We start from the raw sequence: 22,697 nt of genomic DNA on the forward strand, positions 1-22,697 counted from the left end.
CGCCGCCCGCCCCGGACCACCCGGGCCGTCCTGGGCCCCCTGTGCAGCGGCCTGAGGTTCTGGATCATCCGGCCCCTGCCGTGCCGACCTGGGGTCGTCCGACTGCGTACCGGGTTCCGGCCCACCGGGATCCGCTGCCTCGCGCCGGCCCGTCGTCACCCGGGGTTCGGGGGCTTCGGGGGTGGGGGTGTCCGGGGACGGGGGGAGGTGGAGGGTGGTGACCTGGCGGCCGTCCAGGAGGGTGACGCGGCGGTCGGCCAGGGAGGCGGTCTCCGGGTCGTGGGTGGCGAGGACGACCGTGATGCCGTGGGAGCGGGCCGCGGTGGTGAGGGTGCGCAGGACGTGCGCGCGGTCGGAGCGGTGCAGCGGGGCCGTCGGCTCGTCCGCGAAGAGGATGGAGGGGGCGGGGGCGAGCGCGCGGGTGATGCAGACGCGCTGGCGTTCCGCCTGGGTCAGTTCGTGCGGCCGGCTGCGCGCCTTGGAGCCGACGTCGAGGCGCTCCAGCCACTCCAGCGCGACGGCCTTGGCCCGGCGGCGGCTGGTGCCGCGCAGCATCAGGGGGAGGGCCGCGTTCTCCCACACGTTCAGCTCGGGGACGAGCACCGGGGCCGGGTCGATCCAGCCGAAGCGGTCGCGGCGCAGCCGCTCGCGGGCCATCGGGCCCATGGTGTGCACGGGGACGCTGTTGAACCAGACCTCGCCGCGCTGGGCGGGCACCAGGCCGGACAGACAGTGCAGCAGGGTCGTCTTGCCGCTCCCGCGCGGCCCGCTGACGGCGAGGATCTCGCCCTCCCGGACCCCCAGCGAGACTCCGCCGAGCGCCGGTGATCCGTCGCGGTGCGTGAAGTGCAGCGAGCGTGCCCAGAGCACGTCGTTGTCCGGCGGGGCCTCCATGGGCGTACACCTCGGTTCAGATCCGTGAGTTCCCTGGGGTATCCCCCGTCCGGGGGAACGAAGGGGGAACGAAGGCAGGGCCGATCGGTCACGAGCACGCTAAGGAGGTCGCGGCGGGCTTGGGGACAGCACACGGCCCCGGTGCGCCGTTTCTCACTCGCACGGCGGACACCGGGGCCGGTGTTGATCACAGGGTCAGTTGATCACAGCTTCGTCCAGGCCTCCGTCAGCGTGGCGCGCAGGATCTGCTCGATCTCGTCGAAGGTCTCCTGGTTGGAGATCAGCGGCGGGGCGAGCTGGACGACCGGGTCGCCGCGGTCGTCCGCCCGGCAGTACAGGCCGTTCTCGAAGAGGGCCTTGGAGAGGAAGCCGTACAGGACGCGCTCGGTCTCGTCGGCGTCGAAGGACTGCTTGGTCGCCTTGTCCTTGACCAGCTCGATGCCGTAGAAGAAGCCGTTGCCGCGGACGTCGCCGACGATCGGCAGGTCGTGCAGCTTCTCCAGGGTGGCGCGGAACGCGGACTCGTTGTCGAGGACGTGCTGGTTCAGCCCCTCGCGCTCGAACAGGTCGAGGTTGGCGAGGCCGACCGCCGCCGACACCGGGTGGCCGCCGAAGGTGTAGCCGTGCAGGAAGGTGTTGTCGCCCTTGTAGAACGGCTCGGCGAGCCGGTCGGAGATGATGCACGCGCCGATGGGGGAGTACCCGGAGGTCATGCCCTTGGCGCAGGTGATCATGTCCGGTACGTAGCCGAACTTGTCGCAGGCGAACATCGTGCCGAGCCGGCCGAAGGCGCAGATGACCTCGTCGGAGACGAGCAGCACGTCGTACTGGTCGCAGATCTCGCGGACCCGCTGGAAGTAGCCGGGCGGGGGCGGGAAGCAGCCGCCCGCGTTCTGGACCGGCTCCAGGAAGACCGCGGCGACGGTGTCCGGGCCCTCGAAGAGGATCTGCTGCTCGATCTGGTCGGCGGCCCAGCGGCCGAAGGCCTCGGGGTCGTCGCCGAAGATCGGGGCGCGGTAGATGTTGGTGTTGGGCACCTTGTGGGCGCCGGGCACGAGCGGCTCGAAGGGCGCCTTCAGGGCCGGCAGGCCGGTGATGGACAGGGCCCCCTGCGGGGTGCCGTGGTAGGCGACCGCGCGGGAGATGACCTTGTGCTTGGTCGGCTTGCCCGTGAGCTTGAAGTACTGCTTGGCCAGCTTCCACGCGGTCTCGACGGCCTCGCCGCCGCCCGTGGTGAAGAAGACCTTGTTCAGGTCGCCCGGCGCGTGGTGGGCGAGGCGCTCCGCCAGCTCGACGGCCTTCGGGTGGGCGTAGGACCAGACCGGGAAGAACGCCAGTTCCTGCGCCTGCTTGAAGGCGGTCTCGGCCAGCTCCGTGCGGCCGTGGCCGGCCTGGACCACGAACAGGCCGGCGAGCCCGTCCAGGTAGCGCTTGCCCTTGTCGTCGTAGATGTGGGTGCCCTCGCCCCGGACGATGGTCGGGACGGGCGAGTTCTCGTACGAGGACATGCGGGTGAAGTGCATCCACAAGTGGTCGTACGCGGTGCGGCTGAGGTCCTTCTCGGTCACGGTTATCGGGTTCCCCACATGTAGGTCTGCTTCTTCAGCTTCAGGTAGACGAAGCTCTCGGTGGAGCGCACGCCGGGCAGGGCACGGATGCGTTTGTTGATGACGTCCAGCAGGTGGTCGTCGTCCTCGCAGACGATCTCGGCGAGGATGTCGAACGAGCCCGCGGTCATCACCACGTACTCGACCTCGGCCATGTCGGTGAGTGCCTCGGCTATGGACTCCACATCGCCCTCGACGTGCAGCCCGACCATCGCCTGCCGGCGGAAGCCCACGGTGAGCGGGTCCGTGACGGCGACGATCTGCATCACGCCCTGGTCGAGCAGCTTCTGCACGCGCTGACGCACGGCGGCCTCGGACAGGCCGACGGCCTTGCCGATCGCGGCGTACGGCCGGCGGCCGTCCTCCTGGAGCTGCTCGATGATGCCGAGGCTGACGGCATCCAGGTGAGGGGTGCCGTTCCTGGACTCGCGGGAGCTCCCGCCGTCCCTGTGCTCTGCGCTTCGACTGGCCACGGCCTCACTGTGCACGACGTCTCGACAGTTCCGCAAGGCCATGGCGATGAAATTCGTTGTTTACGCTACCGAGATCTGCGGATTCCGCAGTCATTGCACGATCGGGGGTGTTGAAAACGTGGGCGCGCGGATTACTGTGGGTGTCTCAGTCAATGGACACCCGAACCTGGAGGGCCGGTCAGTGAGCACCGAGCTGCGTCGCCTGCGCAACTACATCGACGGTGAGTTCCGGGACGCCGCCGACGGACGGACCACCGAGGTCGTCAACCCGGCGACGGGCGAGGCGTACGCGACCGCGCCGCTGTCCGGTGCCGCGGACGTGGACGCCGCGATGGCCGCCGCGGCCGCTGCCTTCCCGGGCTGGCGGGACACCACCCCGTCCGAGCGGCAGAAGGCCCTGCTGAAGATCGCGGACGCCTTCGAGGAGCGCGCCGAGGAACTGATCGCGGCCGAGGTGGAGAACACGGGCAAGCCCATCGGGCTGACCCGCTCCGAGGAGATCCCGCCGATGGTCGACCAGATCCGCTTCTTCGCGGGCGCGGCCCGGATGCTGGAGGGCCGCAGCGCGGGCGAGTACATGGACGGCATGACCTCCATCGTCCGCCGTGAGCCGGTCGGCGTCTGCGCGCAGGTCGCGCCGTGGAACTACCCGATGATGATGGCCGTGTGGAAGTTCGCCCCGGCGATCGCGGCCGGCAACACGGTCGTCCTGAAGCCCTCGGACACCACGCCCGCCTCCACCGTCCTGATCGCCGAGATCCTCGGCTCGATCCTGCCCAAGGGCGTCTTCAACGTCGTCACCGGCGACCGTGACACCGGCCGGCTGATGGTCGAGCACCCCACCCCGGCGATGGCCTCCATCACCGGCTCGGTGCGCGCCGGCATGTCGGTCGCCGAGTCCGCGGCCAAGGACGTCAAGCGCGTCCACCTGGAGCTGGGCGGCAAGGCGCCCGTCGTCGTCTTCGAGGACACCGACATCCCGAAGGCCGTCGAGGACATCTCCGTGGCGGGCTTCTTCAACGCCGGCCAGGACTGTACGGCGGCCACCCGCGTCCTCGTCCAGGAGTCGATCCACGACGAGTTCGTCGCCGCGCTCGCCAAGGCCGCGGCCGAGACGAAGACCGGGCAGCCGGACGACGAGGACGTGCTGTTCGGCCCCCTGAACAACCCCAACCAGCTCCAGCAGGTCTCCGGGTTCATCGAGCGGCTGCCCGCGCACGCCAAGGTCGAGGCCGGCGGCCACCAGGTCGGCGACACGGGCTACTTCTACGCGCCGACCGTGGTCTCGGGGCTGAAGCAGGACGACGAGATCATCCAGAAGGAGGTCTTCGGCCCGGTCATCACCGTCCAGTCCTTCTCGGACGAGGAGCAGGCGGTGACGTGGGCCAACGGCGTCGAGTACGCCCTCGCCTCCTCGGTGTGGACCAAGGACCACGGCCGGGCGATGCGCATGTCCAAGAAGCTCGACTTCGGCTGCGTGTGGATCAACACCCACATCCCGCTGGTCGCGGAGATGCCGCACGGCGGCTTCAAGAAGTCCGGCTACGGCAAGGACCTCTCGGGATACGGCTTCGACGACTACACGCGCATCAAGCACGTGATGACGTCGCTGGAGGCGTAGCGCTCCGCGGGTTGGCCGGTTTTCGTCTGCGGGCCGGTTGTGGCTGGTCGCGCAGTTCCCCGCGCCCCTTTGGGGCGCGGGGTGTGCGGCGTGCTGCTTCAGGAGGCCCGATTGACCACGCCCTCGTCCCTCTCCCGTCGCTCTCTTCTGCGTGCTGCCGGCTCCACGGCTGGCCTCGGTGCTCTCGCGGGGTGTGGGGTACGGGCCGCGTACGTGGCGCCCGGTGAGCGGGCCGCCGTCGATGTCTCCGCCAGTGACCGGCAACTGACGTGGGCGAACTGGCCGTTGTACATCGACACGGACGACGACGACCCGACGGACCGGCCGACCCTGGACGCCTTCACGCGGCGCACCGGGATATCCGTCGACTACGTCGAGGAGATCAACGACAACGACGAGTTCTTCGGCAAGATCAGCCCCTCGCTGATGAACCATCAGCAGACCGGCCGGGACCTGATCGTCATCAGCGACTGGATGTGCGCCCGGTTCGTACGGCTGGGCTGGGTCCAGGAGATGGACCGCGACCGTCAGCCGAACGTGGCCGAGTACCTGGACCCGCTGCTGCGTTCCCCCGCCTTCGACCCGGGGCGCACGTACACCGTGCCCTATCAGTCGGGCATCACCGGCATCGCCTACGACCGGCGCAGGGTGGGCCGTGACATCCGGGCCGTCTCCGACCTGTGGGCGAGCGACCTCAGGGGCCGGGTCACCCTGCTCTCCGGGCTGGACGAGGCCTTCGCGCTGCTGATGCAGGGCAACGGCGTCGACATCACCCGGTGGACGGCCGACGACTTCCGCACCGTGTGCGAGCAGGTGGAGAAGCAGGTCGGGAACGGGCAGATCCGCCGCTTCACCGGCAACGACTACACCAAGGACCTGGTCAGCGGTGACGTCCTGGCCTGCCAGGCGTACTCCGGCGATGTCATCCAGCTCCAGGCGGACAACCCCGACATCCGCTTCGTCGTCCCCGAGGAGGGCGGCGAGCTGTGGTCGGACTCCCTGATGATCCCCGACCTCGCCCGCCACAAGGCCAATGCCGAGCGGCTCGTCGACTACTACTACGAGCCCGAGGTCGCCGCCGAGCTCGCGGCCTGGGTCAACTACGTCTGCCCCGTCCCCGCCGCCCAGGCGGTCCTCGCCGACTCCGACGACGAGGACACCGCCGCCCTCGCCGGCAACCCGCTGATCTTCCCCGACAAGGAGATGCGCGCCCGCCTCGCCATCGCCCGCGACATCACCTCCACGGAACGGCTGGAGTTCACCCGGCGCTGGAACGCGATCGTGGGGCTGTGACCGTGGCACTGTGACCCCGGGACTGTGACAACAGGCCGCGGGGTCGGGAGCCGTCTGTTCCCGGGCGAGGCAGCCGACCATGAGGGGCGGCCGGCTCGCGGGCCCCGCCGACGATTCCGCTCACCAGGTGCAGCACGATCGCCTCGTACAGCGAGTCCTTGGTCGGGAAGCGCCGACCTGACCGCCCCCGACGGCCAGGTCGGCACCGAGGGTGTGGGCGGCGGCCTCGACGACGTAGGTGAGGAAGCCGGTGAACTCGTCCATTCCGGCGTCGGGTCCGCGCCGGGTGGCGCTCAGGCGCCGCGCAGCGCCGCTTCCAGTCGGCTGCCCCAGCGCAGGGCGGCCGTCACGCACTCCTCCGTCCTGGGTTCCAGGCGGTGGCGCGGTCCGACGACCTGTACGGCGGCGACGATCTCGTCGGTGAAGTCGCGGACCGGTACGGCGACCGAGTACAGGCCCGGTTCGGCCTCCTCGTCGACGATCGAGTAGCCGCGTTCCCGGGTCACGGCCAGCCTGCGCAGGAAGTCGTCCAGGCCGGTGGGGGTCCTCGGGCCGTGGGGGGCGAACTCGGTGCGGGCGAAGACCGCGGCGACCTCGTCGTCGTCGGCGTCGCTCAGCAGTGCCTGTCCGCAGTCGCTGCAGTAGGCCGGATAGGGGCGGCCGATCCACGAGCCGAGCTGCCGGCTGCCCGGGGGCACCCGTTCGGCGACGGTCACGGTGGTGTCGCCCACCAGGACGCCCAGGTAGCAGCTCTCGCCGGTCTCGGTGGCCATGCCCTCCAGCGCGGTGAGGCCGTCGGTGCGCAACCGGTGCGCGGTGAGGTCGCGGGCCGCCGCGTAGAGCCGCCAGTGCGGGGTGGCGCCCCCCGAGACGTCGTCACGGGTGACGAACTCCTCGGCGGTCATCGCGGTGACGGTGCGGGAGAGCTGGCTGCGGTCGCGGCCCATCCGGCGGGCCAGTTCCGCGACGGAGGCGGCGGAGCCGTGTCGCAGGCCCTCGGCCGTTCCCCGGGCGAGCGCCGAGAGTGCCTCCAGGCCCTTCACCACGGTCGAGTCCACGTGCGCACTGTACCGCCACCACCCCTTGAGATCATGAATCGTGCAGCATCTGCATCTTGCCGTGCATTTAATGCACGCTTAGCATCCTTGCATCAGCCGCCGCCGAACACCGAGGGACGCATACGCATGGCTACGACGACGATCACTCCGGAAGCCGCCGGACCGGACCGGGGGTCCGCCGGGGGCGAGGCCCGCGGGGGCGTACGGCGTCGGACGGTCCGGACGGTCAAGGTCTACTGGCCGGTCGGAGCGGCGACGCTGGCCGCGTGTGCGCGGGGTGACCTCGACGTCCTGCGCTCGGACGAGTCCTTCGCCTCGCTGCTGCGGGTCCTCGAGACCTCGCCCGAACTGGGGGACTTCGGGGTCTACGGCGATGTCTTCGAGGTCGCCCTGGGCGCGGAGGGCTTCACCGTCCGGCCCGGCGCCCGGCCCGCCCTCGGCTCGGTCGGCGGACGCTTCCTCTCCTCGACCCTCGCCGTGACGACGTACGTCGACGCCGCGACGGACGACGACGCGCTGTCCCGGATCCTCGCCCGCCTCGTCGACGCCCACCCCTGGGAGATCCCGGTCATCGAACTGTCCGCCCCCCTGGACCTGGTCACCCCGGCCTGACCGACCCCGCAGGCCCCAACCCACCGCATCCCGGCCCGACCGCACGCGCCCACCCCGCCCGCACCCGGCGGCCGCTCCCACCCCGTGCGCACCCGCTCACCACACACCCACCCGCCACCCGCCCACCCCGCGAACCGTGGCCGTGGCCTTCCCCCGTCGAAAGTGGCCCCACCCCCCAGCCATGACCTGCCGATCACCCCCCACACCCACCCCGCATCCCCGTCCCCGCTCCCCAGAGGAGACCGTCATGTCCGTCTCAGCCGTACCGGAGAACCCTCCGGCCGCCGCCGCCGACTCCGCTCCCCAGCCGCCCGACGAGGGGCTGCGTCGTACGATGCGCTCCCGGCATCTCGTGATGATCGCGATGGGTGGCGTCATCGGCTCCGGGCTCTTCCTCAGCTCCGGGTTCACCGTCTCCCAGGCCGGCCCGCTCGGCGCCGTCCTCGCCTATCTGGTGGGTGCCTTCGTCGTCTGGCTGGTGATGGCCTGCCTCGGTGAACTCGCCGTCGTCTACCCCGTCTCGGGCGCCTTCCACATCTACGCCTCCCGCTCGATCGGCCCCGCCACCGGCTTCACCACCGCCTGGCTCTACTGGCTGACCTGGGCCGTCGCCCTCGGCTCCGAGTTCACCGCGTGCGGGCTGCTGATGCAGCGCTGGTTCCCCTCCGTCGGCGTCTGGGTGTGGTGCCTGGTCTTCGCCGCCGTCGTCTTCGCGGTGAACGCCTTCTCGGCCCGGGTCTTCGGCGAGACCGAGTACTGGTTCTCCCTGGTGAAGGTGGTCGCCGTGGTCGCGCTCATCGTGCTCGGCGGCGCGGCCCTGTTCGGTTTCCACCCGATGGCCTCGGGCGGTGGCTCCCACCCCTTCCTGCTGGAGAACTTCCACACCCCCGACGGCCTGTTCCCGAACGGCTTCTCCGGCGTCCTCGTCACCGTGCTGGCCGCCTTCTACGCCTTCTCCGGCTCCGAGCTGATCGGCGTCGCCGCCGGGGAGACCGAGGACCCGGCCACCGCCGTCCCCAAGGCGCTGCGGGTCACGGTCGTCCGGCTGCTGGTCTTCTTCGTCGGCGCGATCACGGTGATCGCCGCCACCATCCCGTACGACAAGGTCGGACTGGACGAGAGCCCCTTCGTCACCGTCTTCTCCTCCGTCGGCATCCCCTACGCCGCCGACGTCATGAACTTCGTGATCATCACGGCGCTGCTCTCGGCCGGCAACAGCGGTCTGTACTCCTGCGCCCGCATGCTGTTCTCCCTCGCGGAGGAGAAGCAGGCCCCGCAGGCCCTGCGCAGGCTCAGCCGCCGCGGCATCCCGCTGACCGCCCTCTCGCTCAGCATGCTCGGCGGCCTGGCCTCCCTGGTGAGCAGTGTGACCGCGCCCGAGACGGTCTACCTCGTCCTGGTGTCGATCGCCGGCTTCGCCGCGGTCGGCGTGTGGATGTCCATCGCCGCCTCCCAGCTGATGCACCGCCGGGCCTTTCTCCGCGGCGGCGGTGACCTGCGGACCCTCGCCTACCGCACCCCGTTCCACCCGGTCGTCCCGCTCCTCGCCCTCACCCTGTGCCTGGCCTCGCTCATCGGCATCGCGCTGGACCCGGCCCAGGCCACGGCGCTCTACTTCGGCGTCCCGTTCGTGGCGGGCTGCTACCTGTACCACTGGCTGCGGTTCGGCCGGCACCGTACCCCGGAGGCCATCGCGTGAAGCCGCCCACCTGCGTGCTCCTCGACCTCGACGGCACCCTGCTGGACTCCGCCCCCGGCGTGATCGCGAGCGCGGCCCACGCGCTGCGGTCCGTCGGGGCCCCGGTCCCCGACGCGGGCGCCCTGCGCGCGCTCGTCGGCCCGCCGATGTACGACAGCTTCCGGAGCGTGGTCGGCCTCGACGAGCCCACGGCACGCGCTGCCCTCACGGCCTACCGCGCCGAGTACGCCCGTAACGGAGCGTCGGCCGCCACGCCGTACGCCGGGATCCCCGACCTGCTCGACGCGCTCGCCCGGCGCGGACTCCCGATGGGCGTCGCGACCTCCAAGGTGGAGGACCAGGCCGAGCTGATGACCCGCCGGTTCGGCCTCGCGCCCCGGCTCCAGGCCGTCTGCGGGGTCTCCGAGGCGGCCGGCCGTACGACGAAACGGCGGGTCATCCGCGAGTGCGTGGCCCGGCTGCGGGCGCGCGGCGCGGACGTCCGCCGGCCGCTCATGGTCGGTGACCGCGCCTACGACATCGAGAGCGCCGCCGCCGAGGGGATCCCCGCCGTGCACGTGCGGTGGGGGTACGGCGGCCCGGCGGAGTCGGCCGGCGCGGTCGCCTCCGTCACCGCCCCGGCCCATCTGATCGACCTGCTGGACAGCGCCGAGAGAGAAGACGAGCAGCCATGACCTTCACCACGACCACCCCGACCGCCACCCCGACCGCCACCACCGAGCCCCCGCTGTGGGCGCTGCACCGGGACCTGATCGCCAGGACGGTCAGGACGGACCTCACCCACGCCTTCCACCCGGGCCAGCCGCACTTCCCCGCCTTCCCGGACGAGAAGCGCGAGATGCCCTTCGACATGTCCCGCGGTGACGGCTTCAACGTGCACCTGTACACGATCGTCGGCCAGTGGGGCACCCACGTCGACCCGCCCGTGCACTTCGTGGCCGGGGCCCGCCCGCTCGACGAGATACCCGTCGACGAGATGATCCTGCCCCTGGTCGTCCTCGACATCACCGAGCGCGTCGCCGCCGACCCGGACGCCGTACCGACCCTGGAGGACGTCGCGGCCTGGGAGGCACGCAACGGGCGTGTCCCGGAAGGGGCGTTCGTGGCGCTGCGCACCGGCTGGGGCCGGCGCTGGCCCGACCCGGCCGCGATGGCCAACAAGGACGAGCAGGGCGTCAGCCACTACCCCGGCTGGTCGGCCGAGGTCCTGCGGTACCTCTTCGAGGAGGCCGGGGTCACCGCGATCGGCCATGAGCAGACCGACACCGACCCGGGCCTCGCCACCTCCGCCGGTGACTTCAGCCTGGAGAGCTATGTCCTGGAGCGGGACCGCTGGCAGATCGAGCTGATGGCGCACCTCGACCGGGTGCCCGAGGCCGGCGCGCTGATCGTGGCCACCTGGCCCAAGCCGCAGGGCGGTTCGGGCTTCCCGGCCCGTGTCTTCGCCCTGCACCCCGCGGACTGAGACTCCTCCCCACACCAGCTCCGGCGGCCGTCGTGATCCGGCCGCCGGAGCTTTCGCCCGTCAGGAGACATCCCGTCAGGAGACAGCGCCATGGACACCATCGACGAGCAGATCATCAGCGAACTCACCCGCAACGCCCGTATCTCCCACGCGGAACTGGGCCAGCGGGTGAGCCTCTCCCGCAACGCCGTGCGCCAGCGCGTCGAGCGGCTGGAACGGCAGGGGCACATCTGCGGCTACACGATCGTCCGCCCGGCGGACGGCCCGGACCGCGGCACGGTGACCGCGCACGTCCTGGTCTACCGCCAGGACCGGATGCGCGGCGGAGACGTCCTCGCCGCGCTCCGGCGCATCCCCGAGGTGGTCTCCTGCGACGTCCTCAGCGGCCAGTTCGACCTGCTGGTCAGCGTGGAGGCCGCGTCCCTGGAACGCGTACAGGGCATCTGGGAGCAGATCGCCCAGATGCCCGGTGTACGGGACACGGTGACAGCGCTGGCGCTGTCCCGGGTGGTCAGCCGGCGGCGGCCATGAGCGCCCGCGCGGTCTCGTGGTCGAGCAGCCCGCGCCGGGTGACGACCTCCAGCACGCCGACCCCGGTCGCCAGCGCCTCCCGCGCCACCGCCGAGGCGGCCTCGTGCCCGATGCGCGGGGCCAGCGCGGTCACCGCGCCGACCGCCGCGTCCGCCGTGCGCGCGAGCCGGTCCTCGTTGGCGGTGACGCCCTCCACGCACAGGGTGCGCAGCGCCGCGCAGCCGCGGGTCAGCCAGGCGATGTGCTGGAGCAGCAGATGCCCGATCAGCGGCTCGAAGGCGTTGAGCTGGAGCTGACCGTTGTCGGCGGCCATGGTGATCGCGACGTCCGCGCCGGCCGTGGCGAACGCGATCTGGTTGACCATCTCCGGGATCACCGGGTTCACCTTGCCCGGCATGACCGACGAACCGGCCTGCCGCGCGGGCAGGTTGATCTCCGCGAGCCCCGCACGCGGTCCGCTGGCGAGCAGCCGCAGATCGCTGCACACCTTCGACAGCTTCACCGCCGTACGCTTCAGCACCCCCGACACCAGCAGGAACACCCCGGTGTCCGAGGTGGCCTCCACCAGGTCGGCGGCGGGCGTGAGCGGCAGACCGGTCAGCGCCCGCAGATGCCGTACGACGGCCTGCGCGTAGCCCGGTTCGGCGGCGATGCCGGTGCCGATCGCGGTCGCGCCGAGGCTGGTCTCGGCCAGCAGCGGCAGCGTCTCGCCGATCCGCTCGACGTCCTCGGCGACGGTCACGCCGAACGCGGCGAACTCCCGGCCCAGGGTCATCGGCACCGCGTCCTGCAACTGGGTGCGCCCGACCTTGACGACGGTCGCGAACTCCTCGCCCTTCGCGGCGAACGCCCGCGACAGCAGGGTGAGTTCGGCGCGCAGTTCGTCCAGAGAGGCGGCGACCGCGATCCGCAGGGCCGTGGGGTAGGTGTCGTTGGTGGACTGGCAGCGGTTGACGTCGTCGAGCGGATCCAGGTGCTCGTACTGCCCGCGCTGCCGGCCGAGGTGCTCCAGTGCGAGGTTCGCGATCACCTCGTTGGCGTTCATGTTGGTGCTGGTGCCCGCGCCGCCCTGGACGACGTCCACCGGGAACTGCTCGTGATGGCGGCCCTCCGCGATCGCCCGGCAGGCCGCGGAGACGGCCTCCACCTTGGGCGGCGCGAGGACGCCGAGCTCGCCGTTGGCCAGGGCCGCCGCGTGCTTCACCTGGGCCAGGGCGCGGACGAGGTGGGGGTGGGCGGCGACGGGCACCCCGCTGACCCGGAAGTTCTCCAGGGCGCGGGCGGTGTGCGCGCCCCAGTACGCCTCGGCCGGCACGCGCACCTCCCCGAGCGTGTCACGCTCGACGCGGAACCCGCTCACGTCCCGGCCCCGTTGAGGCAGACGACCTTCGGCTGGGTCATCTCCTCGTAGGCGAAGCGCACGCCCTCGCGGCCCATGCTGCCGTACTTGAAGCCGCCGAACGGCATCGCGTCGAAGCGGTAGTCGGAGGAGTCGTTGACCATCACGCCCCCCGCCTGAAGTCGGCGCGCCGCCGCCATGGCCCGGTCCAGGGACGCGGTGAAGATCCCCGCGTGCAGGCTGAAGTCGATCTCGTTGGCCCGCTCGATCGCCTCCTCGAAGGAGTCGACGGCCTGGAGCACGACGACGGGCGCGAACGCCTCGTCCCGCCAGACGGCCGCCGTGCCCGGCACGTCCTCCAGCACGGTCGGCGGGTACAGGGCGCCGTCCCGCTCGTGCCCGCACAGCAGCCGCGCCCCGCCGGCCAGCGCCGCGTCGACCGTGGCCTCGGCGGCGGCCGCCGCCCCCTCGCTGATCAGGGGGCCGACGTCGGTGCGCTCGTCCGCCGGGTCACCGGTGCGCAGCTGCCGGGTCCGGGCGACGAACGCGTCCCGGAAGGCCTCGTACACGCCCCGCTCGATGAGGATCCGCTGGGTGCCGATGCAGTTCTGCCCGGCCGCCCAGAACGCCCCGGACACACAGGCCTCCACGGCCGCGTCCAGGTCGGCGTCGGCCAGCACGACGACCGGCGCGTTGCCGCCCAGGTCCATGGCGAGCTTCTTCAGCCCGGCCGAGCGCGCGATGGCCTCACCGGTGCGGAAGCCGCCGGTGAACGACACCATGCGCACGTCCGGCGCGGCGACCAGGGCCGCCCCCAGCTCGGCGCCGCCGTTGACGACGGTCACCACCTCCTCCGGCAGCCCGGCCTCCACCAGCGTGTCGACCAGCCGCAGCGCGGACAGGGGGGTGAGCAGGGACGGTTTCAGCACCACCGCGTTGCCGCCCGCGATCGCCGGTCCCAGCTTGTGCGCGACCAGGTTCAGCGGGTCGTTGTACGGCGTGACGGCCGCGATGATCCCGAGCGGCTCCCGGGTGAACCAGCCCGAGCGGCCCTCCGACCCGGCGTACGCGTCGAACGGCACGACCTCGCCGGCGTTGCGCCGCGCCTCGGCCGCCGACAGCCGCAGGGTGTTGACGGCGCGTCCGGTCTCCTTGCGGGCCTGGACGATCGTCTTGCCGGCCTCGGAGACGATCAGCCGGGCGAAGGACTCCGCGCGCTCCTCGATCAGCCGGGCCGCGCCGTCGAGTACGGCGGCCCGGGCGGCGCGGGACAGCGCGCGGGCCGTCGTGCGGCCCGTCCGGGCCCGCCGCAGGACCTCGTCCACGGCGTCGGCCGCGGTGAGGCAGACCGAGCCGATGGTCTCTCCGTCGTAGGGGCTGCGCACGGGGGACATGCCCTCGCCGACCGGCAGCGGGACCGTGCGCACGGTGGTCTCAGCCACGGTGGGCCTCCTGAAGGATCCCGGTGCCGGAGACGGCCCGGTCGTGGATGCCGATGACGTCCGAGAGCAGGGCGTACGCCGTCTCGGTGCGGCCGGCGCCGGGGCCGCCGACCGTGACGGTGCCGAGCAGGTCGGTGTGGAAGGCGAGGGCGTTGGTGGGGCCCGAGACCCCGGCCAGCGGGTGCCCGTCGGGCAGCGCGACCGGCGCGACCCGGGCGGCGACCGTGCCGTCGGCGCGCCGCTCGGCGGAACCGATCAGCTTCCAGCGCAGCCCCTCGGCGGCGGCCCGGCGGACGTCCTCGGCGGTCAGGGCGGAGATCCCGGTACAGGGCACGTCCGCGCGGGTCAGGTCGGCGCCGAGGACCTCGTTCGCGAGGATCATGACCTTCAGCTGGACGTCGTACCCCTCGACGTCGGCCGTCGGGTCGGCCTCGGCGTACCCCAGGGTCTGGGCCTCGGCGACGGCGTCCGCGAAGGACAGTCCGGACTCCAGCCGGCCGAGGACGTAGTTGGAGGTGCCGTTCATGATGCCCTCGAAGCCGTGCACGGCCAGGCCGCCGAACATCCGGCGCGCGGTGCGCAGGACCGGCGTCCCCGACATCACCGTCCCCTCGAACTCGAAGGACACCCCGGCCTGCCGCGCCAGCTCCTTCAGGGCCGGACCGTGCAGCGCGACGGGCCCCTTGTTGGTGGTGCACACGTGTTTGCCGGCCTCGATCGCCCAGCGCACATGGGACAGCGCGGGCTCGCCGTCCGTGGGGTTGGTGAAGGTGGCCTCGGCGACGATGTCGGCGGGCACCTCGCGGATCACCCACTCGTTGCGCGGCTCCGCGCTGCCCCCGGGCATGCCGGAGAAGTCCAGCCCGCCCGGGGCGACCGCGAGCAGCGGGGCCAGCGCGATGCCCTCGCCGTCGGTCCGCACCAGTGAGCCGGCCCGCAGGTCGGTGATGGCCACCACCCGCAGGGCGAAGCCGAGTTCGGCCTCCAGGGCGTCTCCGCGTGCGGCGATCAGCTCGGCGAGCGCGCGGTTCACCCCGCCGAATCCGATGAGCGCGATGTCGTAGCGGGCCATCGGGACCTCACCTTCCTCTCCCTCTCGGTCCGCCGGCGTCGGTCCGCCGGCGGGAACACGCTCAGCCTCGGGCCGCGGCGGGTCAGTGCGGCCCTGCCGATCCGCCCCGGAGGACTGTCGATGTGCTCAGGGCGCCGGGCGTTCGTCCTGCCGCCTCGTCCGGCCGGGGTGCCGCGGCGGCTGGCTATAGTGCCGAGGTGACGACGAACGGCCCCGCGCCCGGTCGGCCCCCGGGCCCGACCACGGCCTCCTCTTTGCGTATGGCCCTGCGGATGGTGAGCGCGGTGCTGGACCGGGAGACGTCCGGCCGGAGCGGCTTCAACGTCAGCCGGCTCGCCGACGAGGTCGGGGTCGAGCGCAGCAAGGCCTCCCGCACCACCCAGGACCTCGTCGACAAGGGCTTCCTCGAACGCCGTGAGGACGCGACGCTGCGGGCCGGCGAGTCGTTCTTCGCGGTGGCCGCGTCCCTGCACCCGGGGCTGTTGCGCCGCAGCCGTCCCGTCCTGCGCCGGATCGCGGTCGCGTACGGGGCCGGCGCGCGGCTCTCGGTCCGCGACGGAGTGCAGGTACGGCTGCTGCGGTCGGAGTCCGCCGCGGGCACCGCCCCGGACTGGCTCGGCCGCGCGAGCCTGGTCACCCCGTGCTGGTGCACCGGGGCGGGCCGCGCGCTCCTCCTCGACCACACCGCCGAGGAACTCACCGCGCTCCTCGACGACTACGAGCTGATCGGCGTCGGCGGCCCCAACGCCGCCCGCTCGGTCGCCGAGCTCGTCGCCGCGGGCGACCGCGACCGGCTGCGGGGGGTCGTGGCGGCCCACGGCGAGTTCGAGCACGGCGTCACCGAGTACGCCGTGCCCGTGCGGGACGCGGGCGGACACATCCGGGCCGCGGTGTCCGTGGTCGGCAGACAGCAGGACCTGCTGCCGCACGAGCGCGCGATCCGCGCGGAGCTCACGGCGGCGGCCGAAGCGCTGGCCCGGTCGGTCGACGGGTCCTGAACGGCCTGAGCGGCCTGAGCGCCCCGGCTCCGGTGACGTCCTCCCTGTCCCTCAGTCGCCGGGGATCGTGCGGAGGGCGGCGATGTCGAACTGGAGCCGCACCTTCTGGCTCACCATCGCGCCGCCCTCGGCCAGCCGCTGGTTGTACGTCAGTCCCCACTCGGACCGGTTGATGGTGGTCGTGCCGTCGAAGCCGACCCGCTCGTCCCCGAAGGCGTCGACGACATGGCCCAGATAGGTCAGCTCCAGCTCGACGGGGCCGGTCGTGCCCTTGATGGTGAGGTCGCCGGTCATGCGGTAGACGTCGGCACCGGTCAGCCGCACGGCCGTACTGACGAAGCGCATCCGAGGATGGGCCGTGGCGTCCAGGAAGTCACGCCCGGTCAGATGCGCGTCGCGCTGCTCCACACCGGTCTGGACGGACGCCGTGGACAGCACGATCTCCGCGCGGGAGCGGGCCGGGTCGATCATCCACTCGCCGGTCAGCGCGGCCAGCCGGGGGTCGGGCCCCGGTCCGCCGTCCGGGCTGAACGACGCTGTCCGATAAGGGAGTTGGGGGGAGGTGGGGGGTGCCGGGCGGCGCCGGGACGCAGCACGGTTGAACAGGTTCATGATGCACGTGCTTACGGCACGGGGTTCGGTCCTCTGCCGATCAGCTGGTCGATCCGGGCCTGCGGGAGGGCGTCGACGGGGTAGGTGTCGTCGGGGGCGCCCGGCTCGGCGTACCCGGCGAGGTTGTCGTCGGTGATCTCGGGGAGCGGGACGTCGATGGCCGCGGGCACCTTGACCCCCTCGCGCTGGGCGACGGCGGCCTCCAGGGCGATCACCGAGAGGTAGGCGGGCTGGGCCGTGGCCAGGGCGGAGAATCCTTCCGCCCGCTTGCTCTGCCACAGCTTCAGAAAGCCGTTGTAGTTCTCACCGACGACTGGGACGAGCCTGCCGTCCCCCTCGGCCAGCGTCCGCAGCGCGGCCGCCGACAGCGTCCCGCCCGTGGTGAAGACGCCCCGGATGTCCGGGTGTTCGGCGTACGCCGAGGCGAACGCCCGCGCGGCGGGTGCCACGGAGTTCGGGCTGTGCACGGTCTCGACGACCCTGATCCCGGGGTGGCGCGCGAAGACGGCGGAGGCCCCCGCCCACCGCTGGTCGCCGTCCGCGGCTCCGGCGGGGCCGGTCATGGCGATGATGTCGCCCCGGCCGCCGAGCGCGTCCACCAGCCAGTCGGCCAGCATCGAGCCCCAGGCCCATGGGTCGGTGCCGACCTTGAGGACCACGGGGCTGGTCGGCAGCGAGTCGAAGGCGACCACGGTGATCCCGGAGGCGACGGCCTCCTCCAGCACCGGGTCGAGCGCGGTCGGCGAACCGGCGTCGACCAGGATCACGTCGTACGCCTGCCGGATCATGGCGCGGATCTGCGCGATCTGGCGCGTGGTGTCGTCGCCCGCGTCGAAGGCCTGGAACGCGCCCACCTTGCCCGCCGATCGCAGCCGGTCGACGTCCCCCTGGAGCGTCGTCAGCGTCTGGCGCATCCACGCGGTCGTCAGCGAGGTCGTCGACCAGCCGACCTTCAGGTTCCTCGCCTGCGCGGGCGCGCCGCTCACGTCCTGGGCGCCGGTGTCGGGCCGGACGGTGCACGCGGAGAGCGCGACCAGCGCGCACAGGGAGGCGGCGACCGCCACCGCACCGCGTACCGAACGAGCGTTCATCGAACTTCCCTCTCATCCCTCGGAAGGGGACAGCATTTCTCGCTTTGCCAGTTCTTTACAACCTGGGTCCGGGCCGCCTCGTCTCTCCGCTCGATCCGTCAACACACCGACGAAAGAGAGCGACAGATGCGACTCATGTCCCGAACGGGCGTCGCCGCCCTGGCCCTCGGCACCGCCCTCCTGGCGGGCACCGCCCCGGCCTTCGCCGACGCGGCGCCGTCCGCCGTGCCCAGCAGCACCGCGGTGACCAAGGCCAGCGCCGTCCCCTCGGCGACCGAGGACACCGCTGACACCGCTGACACCGGTGACGCCCGGGAAGCTACCAAGGCCCCCTCCGCCGTGCCCAGTCAGGTCGGCGTCGTGCCGAGGGGCGCCGCCGACACCGGCGTCGGGGAGGACTCCGAGGGCCATGGCACGCTGATCGGCGGCGGTGCGGCCGCCGCCGCGTTCGCCGCGGCGGGCGCGGGCCTCCTCGTCGTACGGCGCCGGAGGGCGACCGGCGCATGAGCCCGCTCTCCAGGCGCGCCCTGGCCGCCGCGGCCCTCACCGTCCTGCTGACGGGCTGCGGCGGCCCGGCCGGCCGCACCACCGACGCGGCCGGCGCCTCCGCCGCCCCCGGCACGCCCTCGGCCTCCCCGACCCGCACCGCACAGGCCGCGCGCCCCCTCGCGCGCTCGGTGCCGGTCGCGCTGCGCATCCCGGCCATCGGGGTCGACACCCCGCTGACGCGGCTGGGACTGCGGGCCGACGGCACCGTGGAGGTGCCGCCGGTCGAGGCGCACGACCGGGCGGGCTGGTACGGGCACTCGCCGACGCCGGGTCAGACCGGACCGTCGGTGATCCTCGGCCATGTCACCGTCGGCGAGTACGGCGACGGTGTCTTCCGGCACCTCGACCGGCTGCACCGGGGCGACCGGATCGCGGCGCGCCTGGGGAACGGCACGACGGCCGAGTTCGCCGTCACCGAGGTACGGACCGTCGACAAGGCGCGGTTCCCGACCGAGGACGTCTACGGGAACGTGGACCGGCCCGAGTTGCGTCTCATCACGTGCGGCGGTCCCCGCAGCGGGGACGGCTACCGGGACAACGTGATCGTCTTCGCCGCGCTGATCCCGGACTCCACCCACACCTCCGCGGGAGAACGTTGAAACGGCCTGCCCGCTCCCGGGAGCGCGAGAGGGCGGCGTCCGACCTGTTCGCCGCCCTCTACCCCCGCCTCGCCGGCTGGTGCCGCCGGCTCGTCGACGACGACGGGACCGCCCACGAGATCGCCTCGGAGGCCTTCACCCGGCTCTGGGCCCGCTGGACGTCCGTCGCGGAACCCCAGGGCTTCCTCTACGTCACCGCCGCCAACCTGGTCCGCGACCACTGGCGCAAGCTGGAGCGCGAACGCCGGGCCGTGCGCCGGGCGGTCGCCGAGGCTGCGGTGAGCCCGCCCGCCGAGCCCGACGACCCCTCCGTCCGGCTGCTCGTGCAGTCGCTGCCGGACCGGCTGCGCGTGCCGATCATGCTGCACTACTACGCTGACATGCCGATCCGGGAGGTGTCCGTGCTGACCGGGCGCAAGGAAGGAACCGTCAAGGCCGACCTGCACGCGGCCCGCGAACTGCTCCGCGCCCACTTGAGGAGAAGCCTTGATCACACCCGCTGACGACTTCGACGACGGCCCGGACCTCGACCGCCCCGACCCCGACGACCCGCTCACCGTCATCCTGCGTCCGGCCGCCGGCCGTCTCGCCCCGCCGCCCGGCCGCTACGAGGAGATCCGCCGGGGCGCGTCCCGCCGACGGCTGCTGCGCACCGCCGCCGGGGTCGGCGCCACCTGCGCCGTCGCCGCGCTCGCCGTCCTGCTGCCGCTGCGGCTGACCGCGCACGACGCCCCCGCCCGCCCCACCGTCCCGCTCGCCCCGCCCCCGGCGAGCAGCCCCTCGACCGGACCGGATCCATCGCCCAGCGCCGTCCCCTCGGTCGTCCCCGAGACATCGGCGGCCGAGCAGCGGGGCACCCCCACCCCGTCCAAGGCGACCCGCGCCTCCGAGGACACCCGGGTCAGTGAGGCCCCCACCTCCGCCCCGGACGCCGAGCGCTCCACCACCGCCGAGGCGCCGTCCAGCGCACCCTCGGCGTCGAGTACGCGCCGTTGAGGCCGATTCACACGCGGTAGCCGTGGACCGGCCACTTCTCCTACCCTGGAAGTCGCCGTCGGGGGAGGGTGGGGGACGTGTCGCGCAGCCAACCGCATCCGCCGGGACGCCGGCTGGAGGACTCGATCGCCTGGGCCGTCCGCAACGCGGACGGGGTCGTCGCCATCGGCGTCGCCCTGACCGTCGGTCTGCTGGACATCACCGGCCAGGCCTTCGACCGCGACAACAACGTCGTCACCGGATCCATCCTGCTCGTGCTGGCCGCCCTGGTGTTCGGCTCGCTGACCGAGCGGCGCCGGCGGATGGCCGACATCCGGGCCGCCACCGCCGCGACCGGCCGGGCCATCGAGGACCTGGCCATGGTGCGCTCCCTGGCCGGACCCGAGGTGACCCTCGCCCTCGAACAGGCCCGCCGCTCCACCGCCCGCTGGGTGTTCAAGGGCGGCACCGGCACCTATCTGCGGGCCGTCACCCTGCCCCAGTGCGTCCTGGAGGCCCAGCGGCAGCGCCGCGCCCTCAGCATGAAGATCGACATCGTCAACCCGGCCGACGACCGGGTCTGCGAGGCCTACGCCCGCTTCCGCCGCACCTTCGGCCACGACGACGCCGGCGGCTGGACCACCGAACGCACCCGCAAGGAGTCGTACGCCACCGTCCTGGCCGCCGTCTGGCACCGGCAGCGGCTGGACACCCTGGAGATCGACGTGCATCTGAGCTCGGTGGCCCCGGCCCTGCGCTTCGACCTCTCCGACACCTGCCTGATCATCACCCAGGACGACCCGCGCCGCGTCAGCCTCTGCGTGGACCGCGACCGGCCGCTGTACGACTACTACGTCACCGAGTTGCACCAGAGCCGTGAGCAGGGCGTCAAGCTCGACCTGCGGGAGGCCTCCGAGCTGAGCGACGAGCCCACCGTCGACGAGGTCCGACGCCTGATGGACCGGCTCGGGGTGCCCCTGCCGACCCGCTTCACCGACCGCGACGTCGGCGAGATCGTCGACAAGGCACTGCACGCCGAGGACCCCTACCGCAGCTGAGCGCGTCCGACTCCGGCCCTGGGGGGCGACCATGGACTACCCGGCCCTGGAACGGGCCGCCCGGCGGGGTGAGTCCGCCGAGCTGGTGCGGCACGCCGCATCGGAACTGCGACAGGTCGTGACCGGCCGCCGCGTGCTGCGCGCGGTGCGCCATCCACTGGGGTTCGTCTGCCTGCCCGTCCTGCGGGACGGATCCGACGGCGTCTGCGTCCATGTCTTCGGACCGACGGACCCGATCCTGACCGATCACCAGGTGCACTCGCACAGCTGGGACCTGATCAGCACCGTGCTGTACGGCCGGCTGGACAACCGGCGGATGGGGGTGGCCGAGGAGACCGCGGAGCCCACCCACCGGGTCTTCGAGGTGCTCAGCCGCCCCACCGGCGTGGACGAACTGCGGCCCACCAGACGGCTGGTGCGCTGTGTGCCGGGCCCCGGCCAGACCAGCTCCCGGGGCCAGACCTACGCCCTTCCGGCGGGGGAGTTCCACACCACCGTGGTCCCGGACGGCCGTCCGACCGCCACCCTGGTGCTGGGACGGACACTGCCCGGCCGGGCGGACCTCTCCCTGGGCCCGCTGCGGGCCCCGGGGCACCGGGTGGTCCGCAGGATGTGCGACGCGGCCCAGACCGCCCGGATCGCCCAGGCCGCGCTCAGGAGGATCCATGAGCCCGAACCACCGCCCGCCGGCTGACCTCGGCCCCGAGTGCCGTACGGCGGTGGCGGCCGCCGAGGCCGCGGGCGCCCTGCTGCGCTCGCGCTTCCCGGACGGCTTCACGGCCCGGCCCAAGGGCGTGGGCGGCGATGTCGTCACCGACCTGGACCTGCTGGCCGAACAGCTGGTGGTGGACCGGATCCGCGAGGCCTTCCCGCACGACCGGATCCTCGCGGAGGAGACCGGGGAGACGGCGGCCGGGGACGGCGGCGGACGGACCTGGCTCGTGGACCCCCTCGACGGCAGCAACAACGTCGTGATCGGGCTGCCCGTCTATGTCGTCGGCATCGCGCTGTGCGTCGACGCGCTGCCGGTGGTCGGGGTGGTGCACGAGCCGCTCACCGGCCGGACCTGGTCGGCCGTGCACGGCGTCGGCACCCACGGCCCCGACGGCAGGCTCACCCCCGTCCGCCGCCCGGCCGCCCCCGCCGGACCGCTCCTCGCCTGGACCCAGGGGCACGCGGTCCGCCGCGACGACCCCACCGCCCGCGCCCTGCGCCACACCCTGGAACTGCGCTCCCGCCGGCTGCTCCAGCTCTGGGCGCCGCTGGCCGCCTGGGCCATGCTCGCCCGCGGCGACATCGACGGCTTCGTCGGCTACCGCGCCGAGGCGATCGACCTCCCGGCCGGCGCCCTGCTCGCCCGCGAGGCCGGGGTGACCCTGCGCCACCTGGACGGCCGCGACTTCCCGGCGTCCTTCACCGGCCCCGACACCGACCGCTCCTTCGTCGCGGCCCGCCCGGAGACCCTGCCCGCGCTGCTGGAACTGGCGGCGCATGCGTTCACCCCCGGTGCGCGGCGCCGGCCGGAGCGAGCCCAGCCGTACGGGCCGCCGTGCTCCGCGCCGTGACCCCGACGCTGCGCCTGTTGCCCGGCCGCCCTGAGCTGGGCCTTGATGGTTCCGTCCGGGGGCACCTCGGAGGCGGTACCGGACCGTACACGGTCGTACAGGCTCCTCGCGGGTCATGGGCCCGTGCCGGACCACCCGGTAGGC

The 22,697-nt window shown here is 72.8% G+C and carries 23 protein-coding genes and 1 pseudogene; 15 read left to right on the plus strand and 9 right to left on the minus strand.

Features of this window, described 5'->3' with window-relative positions:
- Positions 1 to 186: 186 nt before the first annotated feature.
- From ACYQ8Q_RS32395 to ACYQ8Q_RS32405, 3 genes and pseudogenes are all read right to left on the minus strand, one after another.
- Positions 187 to 894 (minus strand): annotated as a pseudogene (locus ACYQ8Q_RS32395) (ABC transporter ATP-binding protein); the annotation flags it as partial.
- Between the two features lie 203 nt (positions 895 to 1,097).
- A complete protein-coding gene (locus tag ACYQ8Q_RS32400) occupies positions 1,098 to 2,480 on the minus strand; it encodes an aspartate aminotransferase family protein (RefSeq protein WP_460069963.1) in 1,383 nt (460 codons plus the stop codon).
- Positions 2,465 to 2,989, minus strand: a complete 525-nt coding sequence (locus ACYQ8Q_RS32405) for an Lrp/AsnC family transcriptional regulator (protein WP_460069965.1) — start codon at positions 2,987 to 2,989, stop codon at positions 2,465 to 2,467. The genes ACYQ8Q_RS32400 and ACYQ8Q_RS32405 overlap by 16 nt, the downstream gene beginning before the upstream one ends.
- Positions 2,990 to 3,155: 166 nt before the next feature.
- On the opposite strand from ACYQ8Q_RS32405, the gene ACYQ8Q_RS32410 reads away from it, so the two are divergent.
- Together ACYQ8Q_RS32410 and ACYQ8Q_RS32415 are read left to right on the plus strand one after the other, a co-directional pair.
- Positions 3,156 to 4,595 (plus strand): gamma-aminobutyraldehyde dehydrogenase, encoded by a 1,440-nt coding sequence (locus ACYQ8Q_RS32410; protein WP_460069967.1) that lies wholly within the window; start codon positions 3,156 to 3,158, stop codon positions 4,593 to 4,595.
- Between the two features lie 111 nt (positions 4,596 to 4,706).
- Entirely contained in the window at positions 4,707 to 5,888 is a 1,182-nt protein-coding gene (locus ACYQ8Q_RS32415) for a polyamine ABC transporter substrate-binding protein (protein ID WP_460069968.1), read from the plus strand.
- A gap of 293 nt (positions 5,889 to 6,181) precedes the next feature.
- Here the strand turns inward: ACYQ8Q_RS32415 and ACYQ8Q_RS32420 are convergent, their stop codons facing one another.
- A complete protein-coding gene (locus tag ACYQ8Q_RS32420; protein ID WP_460069970.1) occupies positions 6,182 to 6,946 on the minus strand; it encodes an IclR family transcriptional regulator in 765 nt (254 codons plus the stop codon).
- A 126-nt stretch (positions 6,947 to 7,072) separates the two neighbouring features.
- Between ACYQ8Q_RS32420 and ACYQ8Q_RS32425 the strand changes: the two genes are divergently transcribed.
- The 5 genes from ACYQ8Q_RS32425 to ACYQ8Q_RS32445 all read left to right on the plus strand — a co-directional run bounded on the left by ACYQ8Q_RS32425 (position 7,073) and on the right by ACYQ8Q_RS32445 (position 11,253).
- A complete protein-coding gene (locus tag ACYQ8Q_RS32425) occupies positions 7,073 to 7,558 on the plus strand; it encodes a hypothetical protein (RefSeq protein ID WP_460069972.1) in 486 nt (161 codons plus the stop codon).
- A gap of 247 nt (positions 7,559 to 7,805) precedes the next feature.
- The gene (locus ACYQ8Q_RS32430; protein WP_460069974.1) at positions 7,806 to 9,257 is read left to right on the plus strand and encodes an amino acid permease; all 1,452 of its coding nucleotides are present in this window, start codon (positions 7,806 to 7,808) and stop codon (positions 9,255 to 9,257) included.
- Complete coding sequence (locus ACYQ8Q_RS32435) at positions 9,254 to 9,931, plus strand: HAD hydrolase-like protein (RefSeq protein WP_460069976.1); 678 nt, start codon at positions 9,254 to 9,256, stop codon at positions 9,929 to 9,931. Before ACYQ8Q_RS32430 ends, ACYQ8Q_RS32435 begins: the two co-directional genes overlap by 4 nt.
- Positions 9,928 to 10,722, plus strand: coding sequence for a cyclase family protein (locus ACYQ8Q_RS32440; protein ID WP_460069978.1), 795 nt, complete (start codon positions 9,928 to 9,930; stop codon positions 10,720 to 10,722). Before ACYQ8Q_RS32435 ends, ACYQ8Q_RS32440 begins: the two co-directional genes overlap by 4 nt.
- Before the next feature lie 90 nt (positions 10,723 to 10,812).
- Positions 10,813 to 11,253 (plus strand): Lrp/AsnC family transcriptional regulator, encoded by a 441-nt coding sequence (locus ACYQ8Q_RS32445; RefSeq protein WP_460069980.1) that lies wholly within the window; start codon positions 10,813 to 10,815, stop codon positions 11,251 to 11,253.
- Here ACYQ8Q_RS32445 and ACYQ8Q_RS32450 read toward each other — a convergent pair.
- Genes ACYQ8Q_RS32450 through ACYQ8Q_RS32460 form a run of 3 tightly spaced genes read right to left on the minus strand, consistent with a single transcriptional unit; the run spans position 11,234 to position 15,106 of the window.
- Positions 11,234 to 12,613, minus strand: a complete 1,380-nt coding sequence (locus tag ACYQ8Q_RS32450; protein WP_460069981.1) for an aspartate ammonia-lyase — start codon at positions 12,611 to 12,613, stop codon at positions 11,234 to 11,236. The genes ACYQ8Q_RS32445 and ACYQ8Q_RS32450 overlap by 20 nt on opposite strands.
- On the minus strand, positions 12,610 to 14,034 hold the full coding sequence (locus ACYQ8Q_RS32455) for an aldehyde dehydrogenase family protein (RefSeq protein ID WP_460069983.1): 1,425 nt from the start codon (positions 14,032 to 14,034) through the stop codon (positions 12,610 to 12,612). Before ACYQ8Q_RS32455 ends, ACYQ8Q_RS32450 begins: the two co-directional genes overlap by 4 nt.
- Complete coding sequence (locus ACYQ8Q_RS32460) at positions 14,027 to 15,106, minus strand: homoserine dehydrogenase (protein ID WP_460069984.1); 1,080 nt, start codon at positions 15,104 to 15,106, stop codon at positions 14,027 to 14,029. Before ACYQ8Q_RS32460 ends, ACYQ8Q_RS32455 begins: the two co-directional genes overlap by 8 nt.
- Before the next feature lie 260 nt (positions 15,107 to 15,366).
- On the opposite strand from ACYQ8Q_RS32460, the gene ACYQ8Q_RS32465 reads away from it, so the two are divergent.
- On the plus strand, positions 15,367 to 16,104 hold the full coding sequence (locus ACYQ8Q_RS32465; RefSeq protein WP_460069986.1) for an IclR family transcriptional regulator domain-containing protein: 738 nt from the start codon (positions 15,367 to 15,369) through the stop codon (positions 16,102 to 16,104).
- Positions 16,105 to 16,155: 51 nt separating this feature from the next.
- Here the strand turns inward: ACYQ8Q_RS32465 and ACYQ8Q_RS32470 are convergent, their stop codons facing one another.
- Entirely contained in the window at positions 16,156 to 16,716 is a 561-nt protein-coding gene (locus ACYQ8Q_RS32470; protein WP_460069987.1) for a YceI family protein, read from the minus strand.
- A gap of 11 nt (positions 16,717 to 16,727) precedes the next feature.
- On the minus strand, positions 16,728 to 17,807 hold the full coding sequence (locus ACYQ8Q_RS32475; RefSeq protein ID WP_460069989.1) for a substrate-binding domain-containing protein: 1,080 nt from the start codon (positions 17,805 to 17,807) through the stop codon (positions 16,728 to 16,730).
- Between the two features lie 135 nt (positions 17,808 to 17,942).
- On the opposite strand from ACYQ8Q_RS32475, the gene ACYQ8Q_RS32480 reads away from it, so the two are divergent.
- The 7 genes from ACYQ8Q_RS32480 to ACYQ8Q_RS32510 all read left to right on the plus strand — a co-directional run bounded on the left by ACYQ8Q_RS32480 (position 17,943) and on the right by ACYQ8Q_RS32510 (position 22,553).
- A complete protein-coding gene (locus tag ACYQ8Q_RS32480) occupies positions 17,943 to 18,314 on the plus strand; it encodes a sortase-dependent protein (RefSeq protein ID WP_460069991.1) in 372 nt (123 codons plus the stop codon).
- Positions 18,311 to 18,955: a class F sortase gene (locus ACYQ8Q_RS32485; protein WP_460069993.1), complete on the plus strand. Its 645-nt coding sequence runs from the start codon at positions 18,311 to 18,313 to the stop codon at positions 18,953 to 18,955. Before ACYQ8Q_RS32480 ends, ACYQ8Q_RS32485 begins: the two co-directional genes overlap by 4 nt.
- Entirely contained in the window at positions 18,952 to 19,458 is a 507-nt protein-coding gene (locus tag ACYQ8Q_RS32490) for an RNA polymerase sigma factor (protein ID WP_460069996.1), read from the plus strand. The genes ACYQ8Q_RS32485 and ACYQ8Q_RS32490 overlap by 4 nt, the downstream gene beginning before the upstream one ends.
- A complete protein-coding gene (locus ACYQ8Q_RS32495; RefSeq protein ID WP_460069999.1) occupies positions 19,442 to 19,951 on the plus strand; it encodes a hypothetical protein in 510 nt (169 codons plus the stop codon). The genes ACYQ8Q_RS32490 and ACYQ8Q_RS32495 overlap by 17 nt, the downstream gene beginning before the upstream one ends.
- Positions 19,952 to 20,028: 77 nt before the next feature.
- On the plus strand, positions 20,029 to 20,988 hold the full coding sequence (locus tag ACYQ8Q_RS32500; protein WP_460070001.1) for a hypothetical protein: 960 nt from the start codon (positions 20,029 to 20,031) through the stop codon (positions 20,986 to 20,988).
- Between the two features lie 31 nt (positions 20,989 to 21,019).
- Positions 21,020 to 21,682: a hypothetical protein gene (locus ACYQ8Q_RS32505; RefSeq protein WP_460070003.1), complete on the plus strand. Its 663-nt coding sequence runs from the start codon at positions 21,020 to 21,022 to the stop codon at positions 21,680 to 21,682.
- Entirely contained in the window at positions 21,654 to 22,553 is a 900-nt protein-coding gene (locus ACYQ8Q_RS32510) for an inositol monophosphatase family protein (RefSeq protein WP_460070005.1), read from the plus strand. Before ACYQ8Q_RS32505 ends, ACYQ8Q_RS32510 begins: the two co-directional genes overlap by 29 nt.
- Positions 22,554 to 22,697: the final 144 nt, after the last annotated feature.

It is taken from the genome of Streptomyces sp. YKOK-I1 (genome assembly GCF_054660435.1).

What these genes read in the sequence shown, in the direction of transcription:
- ACYQ8Q_RS32425 (WP_460069972.1), top strand. Translation starts at nt 7,073, where the DNA reads ATGGCTACGACGACGATCACTCCGGAAGCCGCCGGACCGGACCGGGGG.
- ACYQ8Q_RS32430 (WP_460069974.1), top strand. Translation starts at nt 7,806, where the DNA reads ATGTCCGTCTCAGCCGTACCGGAGAACCCTCCGGCCGCCGCCGCCGAC.
- ACYQ8Q_RS32440 (WP_460069978.1), top strand. Translation starts at nt 9,928, where the DNA reads ATGACCTTCACCACGACCACCCCGACCGCCACCCCGACCGCCACCACC.
- ACYQ8Q_RS32445 (WP_460069980.1), top strand. Translation starts at nt 10,813, where the DNA reads ATGGACACCATCGACGAGCAGATCATCAGCGAACTCACCCGCAACGCC.
- ACYQ8Q_RS32460 (WP_460069984.1), bottom strand. Translation starts at nt 15,106, where the DNA reads ATGGCCCGCTACGACATCGCGCTCATCGGATTCGGCGGGGTGAACCGC.
- ACYQ8Q_RS32465 (WP_460069986.1), top strand. Translation starts at nt 15,367, where the DNA reads ATGGCCCTGCGGATGGTGAGCGCGGTGCTGGACCGGGAGACGTCCGGC.
- ACYQ8Q_RS32470 (WP_460069987.1), bottom strand. Translation starts at nt 16,716, where the DNA reads ATGAACCTGTTCAACCGTGCTGCGTCCCGGCGCCGCCCGGCACCCCCC.
- ACYQ8Q_RS32475 (WP_460069989.1), bottom strand. Translation starts at nt 17,807, where the DNA reads ATGAACGCTCGTTCGGTACGCGGTGCGGTGGCGGTCGCCGCCTCCCTG.
- ACYQ8Q_RS32480 (WP_460069991.1), top strand. Translation starts at nt 17,943, where the DNA reads ATGTCCCGAACGGGCGTCGCCGCCCTGGCCCTCGGCACCGCCCTCCTG.
- ACYQ8Q_RS32485 (WP_460069993.1), top strand. Translation starts at nt 18,311, where the DNA reads ATGAGCCCGCTCTCCAGGCGCGCCCTGGCCGCCGCGGCCCTCACCGTC.
- ACYQ8Q_RS32505 (WP_460070003.1), top strand. Translation starts at nt 21,020, where the DNA reads ATGGACTACCCGGCCCTGGAACGGGCCGCCCGGCGGGGTGAGTCCGCC.
- ACYQ8Q_RS32510 (WP_460070005.1), top strand. Translation starts at nt 21,654, where the DNA reads ATGAGCCCGAACCACCGCCCGCCGGCTGACCTCGGCCCCGAGTGCCGT.